Raw genomic sequence first — 16,005 nt, forward strand, 5'->3', positions numbered from 1 at the left:
CTGATGCTATAGTTACTGCGGATAACAAGGGTCAAGAGAAAGGTTGCAGGTGAAATCCAAACCTCGACCATACAGTCGATGACCCCTTGCAGGTGCTTCTTGCGCATGCACGGGGTGTGAGCGCCGAGCGGTGTGCCGCCCGCGCATGCGTATACATATCTAAAAGTCCACGGATGGCGCGCCGGCATGGCCACGGTCCGAGGGAATAATGATGGGGAGCACCAGTGAATTATCTGAGTGAGATGCTCAAGCTGCCGGTCTTGGACGTCGATGGCGAAAAGCTCGGCGTTGTGAACGATTTTGGCATTGCTACCGGCGAAGTTTTTCCGCACGTGACGTCGCTCGCGTTCCGCGGTCCCGGCAAGACGCCGTTTATGATCAGCTGGCGAAAATGGGTCGACCGTATCGACGAGACGGGCGTATACCTTAAGACGTCGGCTACCGAAATCCGTTTTTCGTACCTGCAGCCGACCGAACTTTTGCTCGCGCGCGACGTGCTCAACAAACAAATCGTCGACACGCAGGGCATGAAGGTCGTGCGCGTAAACGACATCAAGTTTTCCATGTCAGGCGAAAATCAGCTGCGCCTGCTGGGTGCCGAAGTCGGTGCCCGCGGTCTGCTGCGCGCAATCAGCCCCGCTCTTGAACATGTCGTCGAGGGCTTTATGAAGCACCTGGGCAAACCGCTCGGCGAGGACATCATCGCCTGGTCCTACATGGACCTGCTCGATCGCTCGACTAAGAACATCCAGCTGTCGGTGTCGCATAAGACGCTCGGCGAGCTGCATCCTGCCGACATTGCCGACATTATCGAGCAGCTCGATCCTCGCCTGCGCGCGCAGGTGTTCGCGCAGCTCGACACCGCCCAGGCCGCCGAGGCCATCTCGGAGTTCGATGACGACGAGCTCATGACCGAGATGCTCGAGGGCCTGTCCGACACGGATGCGTCGTCGATGCTGGCCATGATGGACCCGGACGACGCCGCCGACCTGATCGACGAGCTCGATTACGAGAAGGCCGAGAAGCTCCTGCGCCTGATGGGCGTTCAGGAGGAGAAGGCGATTCGTAACCTGCTGGGCTATGAGGAAAACACTGCCGGCCGCATTATGACCTCGGAGTTTGTCTCCCTGCCTGCCACGGCGACGGTCGGTGACGCCATCGAGGCGATCCGCAAGCTCGACGAGGATTTCGAAAGCGTCTACTACGTCTATACCGAGGACCCGAGCGGTATGCTGACCGGCGTGCTCTCGCTGCGCACGCTGATCGTGGCCGACCGCGACGCCACGCTGGGCCAGCTGGCCTACCGCGACCTGGTTTATGTGTCGCCCGACGAGGACCAGGAAGACGTAACGGACGAGATGACCAAGTACGACCTGGTCGCCATCCCCGTCTGCGATGAGAACCGCCACATCTTGGGCATTGTGACCTTCGACGACGCCATGGACGTTATCGCCGAGGAGTACCAGGAGGACCTGCAGATCGCAGGCGTCGGCTCGGGCGATAGCGCGTCCGACGACTCGACGAATGTGCTCAGCTGGTTTGTGCATCGCCAGTACTGGGTTGTCGTGTGGGGCATTGCCTCGTGCATCATGGCGGCAGTGCTGGGGACGGCGCTGGGCTCCGCACATCTGGTGGTGTTCCCCATGTGCGCCATGCCGCTCGTGCTGCTGGCTGCCTCGCGTATGGTGTCGTTCGTCAAGAACTACTTCCTGGAGTACGACGGCCATGACGATGAACCCAAGCCGTATCTGGGATTCTTCTTCCAGAGCACGGGCATGGGCCTGATCCTGTCGCTCGTGACCTACCTGTGCGCTCAGCTGGTGCGCACCACGGCGTTCCCCGACGCGCCCATGCTTGAGGAGCAGCTCTTTACCGGCTGCTTTAACATCGCGGCCATCGTCTGCCTGATTGGCAACATGAGCGCTGTGATTTACCTGATGGTGCTGTTCTGGCGCGACGAGCACGATCTCAATACGTCGGGTACCGCCATGAACGTCATTGCCGTCATGATCTCGTGCGTGGCGTACTGTGCCGCTGCGGTGCTGCACACCATGTCGGTCATGGGTTAGGTGGTCGCGTGCAAAATAGCAAGCAAAAGCAGGGCACCAAGCAAAAGCTGACCATCGCGGCCATCTTTGGTGCCATGGGTCCTGGCCTTCTGGCGGCGCTTTCGGGCAATGACGCCGGCGGCATCGCCACGTATTCCAGCGCCGGTGCCAGCTATGGTTACAAGATGCTCTGGATGCTTCCCGTCATGACCGTGCTGCTCATCGTGACGCAGGAGACCGCGGCGCGTTGCGGCTGCGTGACGGGCAAGGGCCTGGCCTCGCTCATTCGCGAGCGCTTTGGCGTGCGCAAGAGCGTGCTGGCCATGGCGGCGCTGCTGATTGCCAACACAGCCGTGACCATTTCGGAGTTTGCGGGTATCGCGAGCGGCCTTGCCCTCTTTGGCGTGCCGGCGAGCATCTCGGTGCCGCTTGTGGCGCTGATGGTTTGGATGCTTACCATGTCGGGTAGCTTCCAGCGCATCGAGAAGATTCTGTTGCTGGTGAGCTGCGTGTTTGTGACCTACATTGTCGCTGCAATTATGGCTGGTCCCAGTTGGGGCGAGGTGGCGGTCGATCTGGTTGTACCCAACATTCAAAATGACCCCAGCTACGTGTCGCTTGTGGTCGCGACGATCGGTACCACCATCGCGCCCTGGATGATTTTCCTGGCACAGAACAACGTGGTCGATAAGAATGCGGGCGAGGACGATATCGTGTTGCAGCGCATCGATACCGTGAGCGGCTCGATTGCCGCCGATGTCATTGCCGGTTTTATTATCATCACGACCGGTACGGTATTGTTCCCCGCGGGCATTCAGATTAGCGACGCTGCAGACGCTGCCCGCGCGCTGGAGCCCATTGCGGGCCAGTGGTCCACGGTGCTGTTTGCCTCGGGCCTGGTCGCGGCGAGCTTCTTGGCCGCCTGTGTGCTGCCGGGCGTTACGTCCAGCGCTATCTGCGAGGCGTTTGGCTGGGAACGCGGTGCCGATCGCAGCTGGGACGAGGCCCCGGTCTATCGCGGCATCATTACGGCAATCATTGGCATTTCTGCCGTGCTGGTGCTCATGCCCGGCGTCGACCTGTTCCAGATTATGATGACCTCGCAGGTCATCAACGGCGTGTTGCTGCCCGTGGTTCTGGTGTTCCAGGTGGTTATTGCCGCCGATCGACACATTATGGGCGCCAACCGCAACGGCCGTGTGTGGAATGTGCTCACTTGGGCGACTATCGGCGTTATTACGGTGCTGACGGTCGTCATGTTTGTTCTGCAAGCGATGGGCTACAGCGCGTAGCACCTCTCTTGGACTCTAAACAGGCCGCCGCCATGGGCTGCGGCCTGTTTTTGTCTGCTATAGGGTGCTAGTTATATACCGATATGCAGCTATAAAGCCGCCTCTGGGGTGAATTAACAGCCCAGAGGCGGCTTTGTAAGTCGCGGAAGTGGTCCCAAGTGCCGGATTGTAAGCAGATTTGGCGGTGCGTTACTTGTCGGTGCCTAGCTTGTGTGGTTTGTAGGCGAGGGCGTTGACGAGTGCCTCGGCAGCGGATTTGACAGCCGCCGGCTGCGGATCGTTAACGTGGTCCTCGGGGTGCACGGGTAGGTCCTTCTTGACGGCATCGTGGATGAGCTTAAGGTACTCGGTCACGCCGGTAGTCGACAGGTGCGTGCCGTCGCCATCGAACAGGTCGTTGCGATTTGTGCTGTATCCGTACCAGTCGATAACACGCACGTTTTTATAGCGCTTGGCGGCGTTGGCAATGGCTTGGTTCGTGGACCCGACCCACGGCTGCGGGCTACGCGTGTTTACAAACACGACAATACGCTGATCACCGGCGTCGGCCATAATCGCGTCGACCTGGGCGTCCGTTACCAAACCGTTGGTGCCCAGGGCAAAGACCACGATCTTGCCGGCAAGGTTCTGCTGGATATAGCCCTCAAATGTCGCGCGGCCTGCGTCAAACTGGCGGCCCTTTTCGGCATCGATGTGGCTGTGCGGGAACACGCCGTCAAAGGCATCGACGGCGCGCAGGGACACGGAGTCGCCAATCATTAGCAGGTCGTAGGCTCCGTCGGGGAAGCCGTCGTCGTCTTTGTCGGAGTCGTCGGCCGCCTGCTGATCTTGAGGCTTTGCATTTTTGGCCTCCTTGTTTAGGATTTCGGCGCCCTCGCCGCTCAGCGCGGATGTGTCGGGCACAAAGACCAGGCCGCCCAGCGCCACAACAAGCACGACGGCGCAAACGGCGCAGGTGGGGACATGTGCGCGCACCCAGCCGGCGGGCGTGGTGGTGCCGTCGCGGAGCTCGGAAACAGTGCGCCCAAAAGCGCCCTTCCTAAACGGCGTTTCGATAAAGCGATAGGAGCACTCGGCCACGGCGACCACCAACAACACCTGCAAAATGTAGTGCCACCAGGGCGTGTCGTTAATGTTGGCGACCGGGTTCATAAGCAGCAGCAGCGGATAATGCCACAGGTAGATGCTGTAGGAGCGCTTGCCGATCCATACGAGCGGCTCGGCGGCCAAGGCCCGTGCGACCATGCCCTGGGGCTGCACGCATGCCGCGATAACCATCAGTGTGAGGATGGAGCACAGCAGCGTGCCTCCGCGATACTGAAACGCGGTATAGCCGTTGGTGAGCGCGACCATGGCGGCGAGTCCGACCAGGCCAACGACGCCCATCAAATCGATGGATGCGGGGGAGGACCAAAAGCGTGCGAGCTCACTTGGCTTTGTCGTGGCGGCCTCGGCGGTGTCGCTCTTTGACTTGCCGTGCTTGGCGGCGCCGGCCAGTCGGTCGAGCCCCAGATGGCGGACAAGGCGCGCAGGCGCCAGGTCGCGGTCGGGGATAAAGGCCATCCAGGCGCCCAGCAGCAACGAGAACACGCGGGTGTCGGTGCCGTAGTACACGCGGCTGGGGTCGGTGGCGGGGTTGTAGAGCACCATCATGGCGACGGCGGAGACGGCGGCGAGGCCCAGAACCACGCGGCGCGTGTTGGGCTTGCTCATGTGCACCGACACCATGGCGAGCAGCAGCGGCGGCCAAATAAGATAGAACTGTTCCTCGATGGCAAGCGACCAAAAGTGCGTGAGCGGCGAGGGGTCGCCCAAGGCGTTAAAGTACGAAACGTCCTGCATGATCTGCCACCAGTTATTAAAGAACAGCAGCGACGGCAGGATGTCGGGGCGCATCTTGGTGAGCATCACATGGTTAAAGACAGTGCACAGTGCGCAGGTCACCACCACGACGGTTACCACGGCGGGGAACAGGCGACGGATGCGGCGGATCCAGAAGCTCTTGAGATCGATACGACCGGTCTTTGCGATTTCGTTGAGGAGCAGGCGCGTGATCAAGTATCCCGAGAGCACAAAGAAGATCGTGACGCCGAGCAGGCCGCCCTGAGCCCACGTGAGGTTGAGGTGATAGAGCACCACCGCGACAACGGCGAGCGTGCGAAGGCCGTCGAGGGCGGGGATGTAGCGAGATTTGGGACGCGTGGGCGCCTGTTCTTTTGCGGCGCTGTCGGTGCGGGCGCCCTTGTTGGCGGGCGAGCGATGGGAGCCTGCAGCGCGGCGCGGCTCGGTGGTTTGGCGGTTAGTGCGCGAACGTTCGTGCGGCGCTTGTTGATCGCTCGCATGGCGTGAGCTGCGCGAGCTCGATTGCGGGAATTGATCCATAAAACATCATCCAATGACGAGAATAATCAGCACGCTTTCATTGTAGCCGCCTACTCCTGTGAATGCTTGCTGCTGGCGTAAGCTCAAGCGCGCGTCCACATCAAAGTGAACTAAAGTTATAGAGGTGCGAGAGCGCACGATTGACGGCCGACAGCGGGTGCGGGGCCCGCGGACGAGGAGGTTTTCATGGCAGATTGCGGCATCGTTGCGGTGTTTGGCAGCATGAACATGGACCTTTCGGTGGCGTGCGAGCGCATGCCGCGTGCGGGCGAGACCGTCGGCGGCAGCGGGTTTATCACCAACGCCGGCGGCAAGGGCGCCAATCAGGCCGTAGCAGCTGCGCGCATGGGCGCGCGCACGCGCATGATCGGCGCGGTCGGCCGCGACGCGTTTGGCTCGTCGCTCGTGGCGGGGCTCCAAGATGCTGGCGTGGACTGTGACTTTGTGGCGTGTCGCGACGATGTGGAGACGGGAACGGCGACCATCATTCGCTGTGAGGGCGATAACCGCATCGTGCTGTCGCCGGGCGCCAACCATGCACTTGCGGGCGAGGACGTTGCCCGCGCGCTGAGGCGCCTGGTGGCCGATGAGCTCGACGGCGACGCCAGCGAGATTGCCCCGGCTGCCGGAAGCGTCTTTATCGCCCAGGGCGAATGTGACCTTGTGGCGACTGTCGAGGCGCTTTTCTGCGCTCACGAGCAGGGGTTTTATACGGTCTTTAATCCAGCGCCAGCCTGCGAGTTGCCTGCGGAGGTCTGGCCTGCAGTCGACCTGGTTTGTCCCAACGAGACTGAGTGCCAGGTACTGACGGGCATCTTGCCTGCAGACGATGCGAGCTGCGTCGCGGCGATCAACGCCTTGCTCGCCAAGGGTGCCGGCGCCGCGGTCATCACGCTGGGCGGCGCCGGCTCGGTTACGCTCGGCGACGACGGCGAGCTGCTGCGCATGCCGGCGCTTTCGAGCTCGGTGGTCGATACGACGGCTGCGGGCGATACATTTATCGGTGCGCTTGCCGCGGCTCGTTTGGAGGGCTTGCCACTCTTTGAGTGCATGGCCGCGGGTGCTCGCGCCTCGGCAGTGACGGTGTCGCGCCTGGGCGCGCAGCAGTCGATTCCCACGCGTGCCGAAGTTGAGCGCGTGTTTGATTTAGACGATTTAGTACAAGACGGAGAAGCGGAGTAGAACAATGGCAACCAAGAAGCTGATCCTTGATCTGGATATGGGTGTGGACGATGCGATGGCGCTTGCCTATGCCATCGCGAGCCCCGAGGTTGAGCTTGTGGGCATTACCACGTGTTTTGGCAACGTGCGCGTCGACCAGTCGGCGCGCAACTGCCTGGCGGTGCTTGACCTGTTGGGCCGTCCCGAGGTGCCGGTGTACCTGGGTGCCGACCGTCCTCTGCAGGCGGCTGAGCCCTATACGCCGCCGGCGTCCACCGTACTCATTCACGGCAAGAATGGCATCGGCGGCGCGAGCGTGCCCGCGTCGCCCTACGAGCCGGTGGGGGCGACGTCGGCCGATGGCAACGCTGCAGTCGATTATCTGATCGATGCCGCGCGCACCTATGGTCCCGATCTGGTCTACGTAGCGACCGGCCCGCTCTCCAACCTGGCGCTTGCCCTGGAGCGCGATGCGACGGCGGTGATGTCTATCGGCCGCGTGGTGGTGATGGGCGGCGCCCTGACCGTGCCCGGCAACGTGAGCGCGGGTGCCGAGGCCAACATGGCAAGCGATCCCGAGGCGGCCGATGCTGTGCTGCGCTCGGGCCGCAAGCTCACTATGGTGGGCCTGGACGTGACGCATCGCGTGGTGCTCACGCGTCGCGACATTGCCGGATGGACGGGCTCGGGCACCATGGCGGGCTGTGCGTTTGCGAGCATGGTCGAGCACTACATTGGCTCGTACGAGATGAACGCACCCTACCTGGGTGGTTGTGCGCTGCACGATCCGCTGGCCGTCGCCGTGGCGATCGACCCCACGCTCGTGGGTGCGCTCGGCTGCAATCTGCGTGTTGATCTGCTGGGCGAGTATCGCGGCCGCACCATTTGCGACGAGCATCGCCTGTCCGATCCGGACAAGAGCGCGCTTGTGGCGCTGACCGTGGATGCCCCGCGCTTCCTGTCCGAGTTCAAGACGCGCATGGCTCACGTTTTGGGCTAAGTAGTCTTTTTGGGACGGGGCTTTTTTAACTACTTGGGGAGCTAAAAGTTGCTAAAAGCCCCGCCCCAAATGAGCGCATAATTGCGTAATATATAGAACTAGCTGCTGTAAACGGATTAAACACCGTTTACAGCCTAAAAGCGACCGTTAACCAAATACTTGGCCTTGTCTGGAATTGTCTGTGTTTGCATGGACGGGATGGTCTGCCGATATTGACGTATCGGTGCAGAATCGGAGGCAGCATGAAAGAGTATTTTGGCATTGACGTGGGCGGCACGGCAGTTAAGTGGGCTGTGCTGGGCGAGGATTTTTCCATTCGCGAGCGGGGAAGCCTGCCGACTGATTTTGCTACGGCAGACGAAGCGGTCGAGGCCTTGGCCGGTCTTGTCGAGCCGTATCGTGACCGCGTGTCCGCCGTGGGCGTAAGTGCGCCCGGCGGCATCTATGAGGATGACGCAGACGGCACCATCCATCGCGGCGGCGCGCTCACCTACATGGACGGCTGTCCGCTGGGAAAGCTGCTGCGCGAGCGGTTTGACATGCCGGTGTCTGTTAACAACGACGGAAAATGCTGTGCGCTCGGCGAGTACGCGGCGGGCGCCCTCCGTGGATGCCGCATTGGCGTCGTGCTTGCTATCGGTACCGGTATTGGCGGCGGTATTGTCATCAACGGACACGTGCTTCGCGGCGCACATGGCTTTGCGGGCGAGTTTAGCTTCCTGCGCAACGATGTGACGCAGCCTGCGTCGGGCGGCAGGATGTTTGCCGGCACAGGCGGCTGGCGTGCGCTGCGCGATCTCGTCGTGGCCGAGAAAGGTCTGCCCGCCGATGGAACGGTGGACGGCCGTCGCGTTTTTGAGTGGATCGAGGCCGGCGATACGGCGGCGCAGTGCGCGCTTGACTGCTATGCGCGCACGTTCGATGCCATGCTCGTAAACCTTCAGGCGGTGCTCGACCCCGAGGTGTTTGTGATCGCGGGCGGCATTTCTTGCCACCCCGAGCTCATCGATGCGCTTCGCGATCAGATGCCCGCAGCTCTTGCGGGCTATGAGGGCTTTCTTGCCGGCATCCCTGCGCCGCAGGTCAGGGCGGCCGAGCTCGGTAACGATGCTAACCTGTATGGTGCCGTGCAAGAAGCCATGCGCCTTTGCGAATAGCTACCGAGTAAATGTGCCCGTTGGGGGAATAGTCGTGCCACTTCGCTTGACAACAGGCTAAACTAGCTCATAAACATTTACTATTCTGTTTAGATTGAATTTGCGGTCGTTTAGTTGTCGAGTCATCAAGTTGCGATGCTCCGCCACGGCCGTTGCTAGGGGGAACAATGGCCAAAGCAAGTGTTCGCGAGATCAGCCGCATCACCGGTTTTTCGCCTGCGACCGTGTCCAACGCGCTCAACCGCAAGCGCAGCGTGAGTGAAGAGACCGCCAAGGTCATCCTGGAGTGCGCGCAATCGCTTGGCTATCAGCAGTCGACGCAGCTCGAGAGCATTCAGTTTGTGCTCGCGCGCAAGACGGGCGCCATTCTGGACGAGAGCACCTTCCATCCCGCGGTCATCGAGGGCGTGGAGCGCCAGGCGCGTCGTCACGGCATGAGCACGAGCTTTGTCTCGCTCGACTTTAGCGACTTGGACGCCGTGCGTCCGCAGGTCGAGGGCCTGATCGCCGATCCGTCCGCCGCTATCGTGCTGATGGGTACCGAGCTGGGCGAGGAAGACTACGCCCTGTTTGCCAACGCTGCCGCCCACCTGATCGTGCTCGATGGCTGGAGCGATCGTCAGTACTTCGATGCCGTGGTCATTGCCAACACCGACTCGGTGCTGCGCGCCGTGGATTACCTTATCGAGAAGGGTCACAAGCAAATCGGCTATCTGGCAGGCGACCTTCGCATCCGCAACTTTAAGGATCGCGAGCGCGGCTATCGCCAAGCGCTTGAGGACGCAGACCTTGAGGCCAACCCGACATGGCGCGTTACGCTGGGCACCACGCTCGAGGGCGCCTATCGCGACATGGGCGCATGGCTCGACAGCGTCTCGCGCGACGACCTGCCGACGGCTTTCTTTGCCGAAAACGACGTGCTCGCCGTGGGTGCCATGCGCGCGCTCAACGAGCACGGTATTCGCGTGCCCGAGGATGTCTCGATCATCGGCTTTGACGATCTGTCTTTGGGCGCCTTCTCCAACCCGCCGCTCACCACGGTGCACGTTCCCAAGCACGAGGTGGGCGAGATCGCGGTGCGCCGCCTGGTGGGCAACATCCGCAATCCCAAGAGCTATACCTGCAAGACAGCCGTATCGACCTATTTTGTCGAGCGTCAGAGCGTGCGTGAGATCTAGGCAAAGGCAACGCCGGGCCGCAGGGCGGCAAAGCTCGCTAAGGCAGAAAAATAACGTCATCCAAAAGGGGTCCTTCGGGGCCCTCTTTTTGTTGCCCTTGTATGTTCAGTTTGTTTACATACCGTTTAGGCTGATTTCTCTACCGCCCACGAGTATTTCGCGTTAAACTTCTAAACACTGGAGTAAAAATTTAGTAAACAGAACAAAACGAAACATGCGTCTGTTTACTGAACATGTGATTAGGGGAGGACGTACATGGACAAGATCAAGCTCGGTTTTGTGCCCACGCGCCGCAGTATCTTTAGCGCGCCGGACGCAATCAAGTATCGCGGCCTGACGGCTGATCGCCTGCGTGAGATCGGCGTCGACATCGTGGATATCGACGACATCAATGACGAGGGCCTGCTGTTCGACGACAGCCACATTGAGCCTATCGTCAAGAAGTTCCGCGCCGAGGGCGTCGATGGCATTATGCTGTGCCACGCCAACTTTGGCACCGAGTACGTTTGCGCTCGCCTTGCCCGCGAGCTCGGCCTACCCGTGCTGCTGTGGGGCCCGCGCGACGAGCGCCCCGAGCCCGACGGCACCCGCCTGCGCGATAGCCAGTGCGGCCTGTTCGCCACCGGCAAAGTATTGCGCCGCTTCCAGGTTCCCTTCACCTACATGACCAACTGCCGCCTGACCGATCCCGAGTTCGAGCGCGGCGTTTGGGACTTCTTGGCCGTGTGCAACGTGGTCAAGACCTTCAAGCACACCCGCATCCTGCAGATGGCCACCCGTCCGTTCGACTTCTGGTCGACCATGTGCAACGAGGGCGAGCTGCTCGAGAAGTTCAACATCCAGCTTTCGCCCATTCCCATGACCGAGCTTGTCCAGGCCGTGCGCGACGCCCAGGCCGACGAGCAGGCCATGGCTACCATGCTTGCCCACATCAACGACAGCTTTGAGATCTGCATCCCCGAGGATAAGGTTCCCGCGGTCGCCGGTCTTGCCATCGCCATGAAGCGCCTGGTCGAGAAGTACGGTTGCAACGCCGGCGCCATTCAGTGCTGGAACGCTCTGCAGGACGAGCTGGGCATTATGCCCTGCGCTGCCAACGCCATCCTCAACGAGATGGGCATTCCTATCGTATGCGAGACCGATATCCACGGCGCCATCACCGCGCTGATGGTCGAGGCCGCCGACCTGGGCCGTCACCGCGGCATGTTCGCCGACTGGACCGTGCGCCATCCCGACAATGAGAACGGCGAGCTGCTGCAGCATTGTGGCCCCTGGCCCTGCAGCTGCGCGGCCGTCAAGCCCAAGCTCACCTACCCGCTGGCTTTCGATCACCCCGGTGCGCTGACGGCCGAGGCCAAGCACGGCGATCTCACCCTTGCCCGCTTTGACGGCGACAACGGCGAGTACTCGCTGCTGCTGGGCAACGCTCGCGGCATCGACGGCCCGGCTGGCATGGGCACCTATCTGTGGGTCGAGGTCGACAACCTCAAGCGCCTCGAGGCCAAAATCGTCGAGGGTCCCTACATCCACCACTGCGTCGCTATTCACGCCAACGTGGTGCCGGTGCTCTACGAGGCGTGCAAGTACCTCGGTATTGCCCCCGACCTGTACGACCCCATCGAAGAAGACGTTAAAGCCTACCTGCGAGGAGAGTAGAAATGGCAACTATCGAAGAGCTTGAGTCCCTGCGTTGGGACCTTCGCCGCGATTGCGTCGATATCATCATGGCTGGCGCTGGCGGCCACATCGGCGGTGACATGTCGGTGATCGACGCCCTCATGACCCTCTACGCCAACCACCTCAACATTTCGCCCGAGACCGTCGACGATCCCAACCGCGACCGCTTCGTGCTCTCCAAGGGCCACGCCATGGAAGCCTACTACGCGGTGCTCTGCCACGAGGGCTATCTTGACCTCGATGACGTCAAGGCCCGCTTCTCCAAGTTCGGCAGCCCCTACATCGGCCACCCCAACAACAAGCTCAAGGGCATCGAGATGAACTCGGGCTCGCTGGGTCACGGCCTGCCCGTGGCCGTGGGCATGGCGCTCGCCGGCAAGATGGACGGCCGCGACTACCGCGTCTACACCATCATGGGCGACGGGGAACTTGCCGAGGGATCGGTCTGGGAGGGCGCCATGAGCGGCGGCAACTACCAGCTCGATAACCTGTGCGCACTCGTGGACCGCAACCGCCTGCAGATCAGCGGCAGTACCGAGGATGTTATGAAGCAGGACTCGCAGGAGGAGCGCTGGGCCGCCTTCGGTTGGAACGTGCTCTCCATTCCGGGCAACGACGTCCGGGCCATCGACGCCGCGCTGACGCTTGCGGCCGAGACCTGCGGCAAGCCCACGGTCATCATCCTCAATACGGTGAAGGGCTATGGCTCGCCCGTCATGGAGGACAAGGCCGCCTGGCACCATCACCTGCCCAACGATGAGGAATATGCCCAGATCATCGCCGATTTCGCTGCCCATAAGGAGGCCGTCAATGGCTAACAAGATCGCCAATCGCAAGGTTATCTGCGACACGCTGCTCGAGGCCGCGAAGACCGATAAGGACATCGTCGTCCTATGCTCCGACTCCCGCGGCTCCGCATCGCTCATGCCGTTCTTTGATCAGTATCCCCAACAGTCCGTCGAGGTCGGCATTGCCGAGCAGGACCTGGTGAGCATCGCCGCCGGCATGGCTTCGTGCGGCAAGAAGGCCTGGGCCGCCTCGCCGGCGTCCTTTGTGACCACGCGCTCGTATGAGCAGTGCAAGGTCGACGTCTCGTACTCCAACACCAACGTCAAGCTCATCGGCATCTCGGGCGGCGTGTCCTATGGCGCCTTGGGCATGAGCCATCACTCCGCGCAGGATATCGCCGCCATGAGTGCGATTCCCAACATGCGCGTGTATCTGCCGAGCGACCGCTTCCAGACCGCCGAGCTCGTGCGGGCCCTGGTCGCCGACAACAAGCCGGCCTACATTCGCGTGGGCCGCAACCCGGTCGAGGACGTGTACACCGAGGACGAGTGCCCGTTCCAGATGGATCGCGCCACCTGGGTGCGTCGCGGCACCGATGTGACGCTCGTCGCCACCGGCGAGATGGTCCGCCATGCCGTGGACGCTGCCGACCTGCTGGCCGAGCAGGGCATCTCGGCAACGGTGCTCGACATGTATTGCGTCAAGCCGCTTGACGCCGAGGCCGTGATTGAGGCTGCCGGTGCCACGCGCGCCGTCGTGACGGTCGAGGAGCACAGCCCCTTCGGCGGCCTGGGTTCTATGGTCGCGCAGGTGGTGGGCGAGCATTGCCCGCGTCCGGTCAAGTGCCTCTCCCTGCCCGACGCACCGGTCATCACCGGCACGAGCCCCGAGGTCTTCACACACTACGGCCTGACGGGTGCCGGAATCGCGCAGACCGTCGCCGAGTTCCTCGGCAACTAGTAGATACAGACGCTGCGCGGCCGCCAAGCACCGCACCTTGCCGTTCAAACCGTCGCTTGCGTACGCAAAGTACGCGGCGCTCTTCTTTCACGGCAATCTGCGGCACTTGACGGCCGCTCGCTCCTTGTCCGCCAGTCGTCTTTGATTTGGCGGAAGGAATGGGAGAGTACATGAGCAAATACATCATCGGAATCGATCAATCCACGCAGGGCACGAAGGCGCTGCTGGTGGACGAGGGCGGCCATCTGATTCATCGTGCCGACCGCTCGCATCGCCAGATTGTCAATGATGCCGGCTGGGTGAGCCATGATCCGGTCGAGATCGCCGCCAACGTGTTGGCCGTGGCGCGTGCCGTGGTGGAGGAGACCGGGGTCAATCCGGCCGACATTGCTGGTATTGGCATCTCCAACCAGCGCGAGACCACCGTTGCCTGGAACCGCACGACGGGCGAGCCGCTGTGCGACGCCGTGGTGTGGCAGTGTGCCCGCGCCCGCGAGCTGTGTGACGAGCTTGCGGCGCGCGAAGGCGTGGCAGAGCTGGTGCGTGACACAACGGGCCTGGTGCTCTCGCCCTACTATCCGGCGGGCAAGATGGCTTGGATTCTCGCGAACGTTCCGGCGGCTGCCGAGGCCGCGGCGTCGGGTGAGCTGTGTCTGGGCACCATCGATGCCTGGGTGGTCTGGACGCTCACGGGCGGCGCGGAGTTTCGCTGTGACTGGTCCAATGCCAGCCGCACGCAGCTCTTCGACCTGCGCCGTGGCTGCTGGAGCGAGCCGGTGTGCGAGGCCTTTGGCATCGATCCGGCCTGCCTGCCGCAGGTGACCGATTCCGACGGTCTGTTTGGCACAACGGACCTGGATGGCTTTTTGCCCGCACCCGTGCCGGTACACGGCGTGCTGGGCGACAGCCATGCGGCCCTGTTTGCGCAGGGTTGCCACAGCCGCGGCATGGCCAAAGCGACCTATGGCACCGGTAGCTCGGTCATGATGAACGTCGGCAACGAGTTTGTCGCCAGCTCGCACGGGCTTTCGAGCTCGCTTGCGTGGCGTATGGATGGCGTGACCGAGTATGTACTCGAGGGCAACGTGAGCTACGCCGGCGCCGTCAAGACCTGGCTGCGCGACGATCTGGAACTCATCAACAACCCCGAGGAGGTCACCGACCTGTGCTACGCCGCCAATCCGGCGAGCCGCGTCTACTTTGTGCCGGCGTTTACCGGTTTGGGCGCGCCGCACTGGGCGAGTGACGCCGAGGGCTGCGTCTTTGGCATGACGCGCACCACGGGTCGCGCGGAGTTCGTGAAGGCCGCCGACGAGTCGATCGCCTATCAGATCTTTGACGTGATCGATGCGATGGTTGAGGATTCGGGTGCAACGTTGGCCGAGCTTCGTGTTGACGGCGGTCCCACGCGCGACGCGTACCTGATGCAGTTTGAGAGCGACTTGGTTGGCTCGCCCATCCGCATCGCGAGCAACGACGAGATGAGCGGCCTGGGTGCGGCCTGGGCCTGCGGCATCGCGCTGGGCATGTACACGCGCGATGTCGTCGATGTCTACGGCGCCCGCGGCATCGTGGAGCCGTCGATGCCCACTGACGAACGCGCCAAAAAGATCGCCGGCTGGCGCCACGCTGTCAAATCAACAATTGCATACACTGCCTAGCATGATTTTTTGGGACGGGATTAAAAACTCATTGATCCCCGTCTCGGGCAGCTCATTTGGGACGGGGCTTTTTTGACTGGTATGATTGGTGCGACCATTCGAACCAGCTAAAAGAGCCCTGTCCCAAATTGACTACCGAGAGGATCTGCCATGGAGCGCATCGCGAGTTTTTCCGTTGACCATCTGCTGCTTGAGCCCGGCGTGTATGTGAGCCGCGTCGACCGCGATCCGGCGACCGGTGCCGCCGTCACCACCTTTGACCTGCGCTTGACCACGCCCAACAAAGAACCGGTTATGAACACGGCCGAGTGCCACACCATCGAGCATCTGGGCGCGACGTTCCTTCGCAACCATGCCGAGTGGTCGAGCCGTATTGTCTACTTTGGCCCTATGGGCTGCCGCACGGGCTTTTACCTGGTTGTGTTTGGCGAGGTGACGAGTGAGGAGATCTTGCCGCTCGTGCGCGAGTTGTTCGAGTTTGTTGCTGGCTTCGAGGGCGATGTCCCCGGTGCCGCTCCCGAAGAGTGCGGTAACTACCTGGACCAGAATCTCCCTATGGCAAATTGGCTCGCGCGTCGCTATCTCGACCGCGATCTGATCGATATCGATGAGGCACACCTGCACTATCAGCAGGCGTAAAGGTTTCGTCGCTCAAAATGAGTTCACTGGGCGCCTTCGCTTATGCGGGGGTGCCTTTTTG

At 61.9% G+C, this 16,005-nt stretch carries 12 protein-coding genes; 11 read left to right on the forward strand and 1 reads right to left on the reverse strand.

The features are described from left to right. Window positions 1-224 precede the first annotated feature (224 nt). On the forward strand, window positions 225-2,069 hold the full coding sequence (locus ACQRAJ_RS02335; protein ID WP_427727258.1) for a magnesium transporter: 1,845 nt from the start codon (window positions 225-227) through the stop codon (window positions 2,067-2,069). A gap of 74 nt (window positions 2,070-2,143) precedes the next feature. Beyond that, entirely contained in the window at window positions 2,144-3,340 is a 1,197-nt protein-coding gene (locus tag ACQRAJ_RS02340; RefSeq protein ID WP_427747655.1) for an Nramp family divalent metal transporter, read from the forward strand. A gap of 189 nt (window positions 3,341-3,529) precedes the next feature. Here ACQRAJ_RS02340 and ACQRAJ_RS02345 read toward each other — a convergent pair whose 3' ends face one another. Beyond that, window positions 3,530-5,722 (reverse strand): acyltransferase family protein, encoded by a 2,193-nt coding sequence (locus ACQRAJ_RS02345; protein ID WP_427747622.1) that lies wholly within the window; start codon window positions 5,720-5,722, stop codon window positions 3,530-3,532. Between the two features lie 186 nt (window positions 5,723-5,908). On the opposite strand from ACQRAJ_RS02345, the gene ACQRAJ_RS02350 reads away from it, so the two are divergent. From ACQRAJ_RS02350 to ACQRAJ_RS02390, 9 genes are all read left to right on the forward strand, one after another. Further along, complete coding sequence (locus ACQRAJ_RS02350) at window positions 5,909-6,904, forward strand: ribokinase (RefSeq protein WP_427747623.1); 996 nt, start codon at window positions 5,909-5,911, stop codon at window positions 6,902-6,904. 4 nt (window positions 6,905-6,908) lie between these two features. Next, window positions 6,909-7,883, forward strand: a complete 975-nt coding sequence (locus tag ACQRAJ_RS02355; protein WP_427747624.1) for a nucleoside hydrolase — start codon at window positions 6,909-6,911, stop codon at window positions 7,881-7,883. Between the two features lie 242 nt (window positions 7,884-8,125). Beyond that, window positions 8,126-9,040, forward strand: coding sequence for an ROK family protein (locus tag ACQRAJ_RS02360; protein ID WP_427747625.1), 915 nt, complete (start codon window positions 8,126-8,128; stop codon window positions 9,038-9,040). Window positions 9,041-9,207: 167 nt separating this feature from the next. Then, window positions 9,208-10,218, forward strand: coding sequence for a LacI family DNA-binding transcriptional regulator (locus tag ACQRAJ_RS02365; RefSeq protein ID WP_055252157.1), 1,011 nt, complete (start codon window positions 9,208-9,210; stop codon window positions 10,216-10,218). Between the two features lie 255 nt (window positions 10,219-10,473). Continuing rightward, complete coding sequence (locus ACQRAJ_RS02370) at window positions 10,474-11,874, forward strand: L-fucose/L-arabinose isomerase family protein (RefSeq protein WP_427747626.1); 1,401 nt, start codon at window positions 10,474-10,476, stop codon at window positions 11,872-11,874. A 2-nt stretch (window positions 11,875-11,876) separates the two neighbouring features. Then, window positions 11,877-12,713, forward strand: coding sequence for a transketolase (locus ACQRAJ_RS02375; RefSeq protein ID WP_427718096.1), 837 nt, complete (start codon window positions 11,877-11,879; stop codon window positions 12,711-12,713). After that, complete coding sequence (locus ACQRAJ_RS02380; RefSeq protein ID WP_427747627.1) at window positions 12,706-13,644, forward strand: transketolase family protein; 939 nt, start codon at window positions 12,706-12,708, stop codon at window positions 13,642-13,644. The genes ACQRAJ_RS02375 and ACQRAJ_RS02380 overlap by 8 nt, the downstream gene beginning before the upstream one ends. Window positions 13,645-13,814: 170 nt before the next feature. Then, window positions 13,815-15,305 carry an FGGY family carbohydrate kinase gene (locus ACQRAJ_RS02385; RefSeq protein WP_427747628.1) on the forward strand — a complete coding sequence of 497 codons (1,491 nt, stop codon included), beginning with the start codon at window positions 13,815-13,817 and terminating at the stop codon, window positions 15,303-15,305. 150 nt (window positions 15,306-15,455) lie between these two features. Next, window positions 15,456-15,944, forward strand: a complete 489-nt coding sequence (locus ACQRAJ_RS02390; protein ID WP_118652431.1) for an S-ribosylhomocysteine lyase — start codon at window positions 15,456-15,458, stop codon at window positions 15,942-15,944. Window positions 15,945-16,005: the final 61 nt, after the last annotated feature.

Source organism: Collinsella sp. SGI.184 (assembly GCF_050313415.1).
In the GTDB taxonomy this organism is placed as follows: Bacteria; Actinomycetota; Coriobacteriia; order Coriobacteriales; family Coriobacteriaceae; genus Collinsella.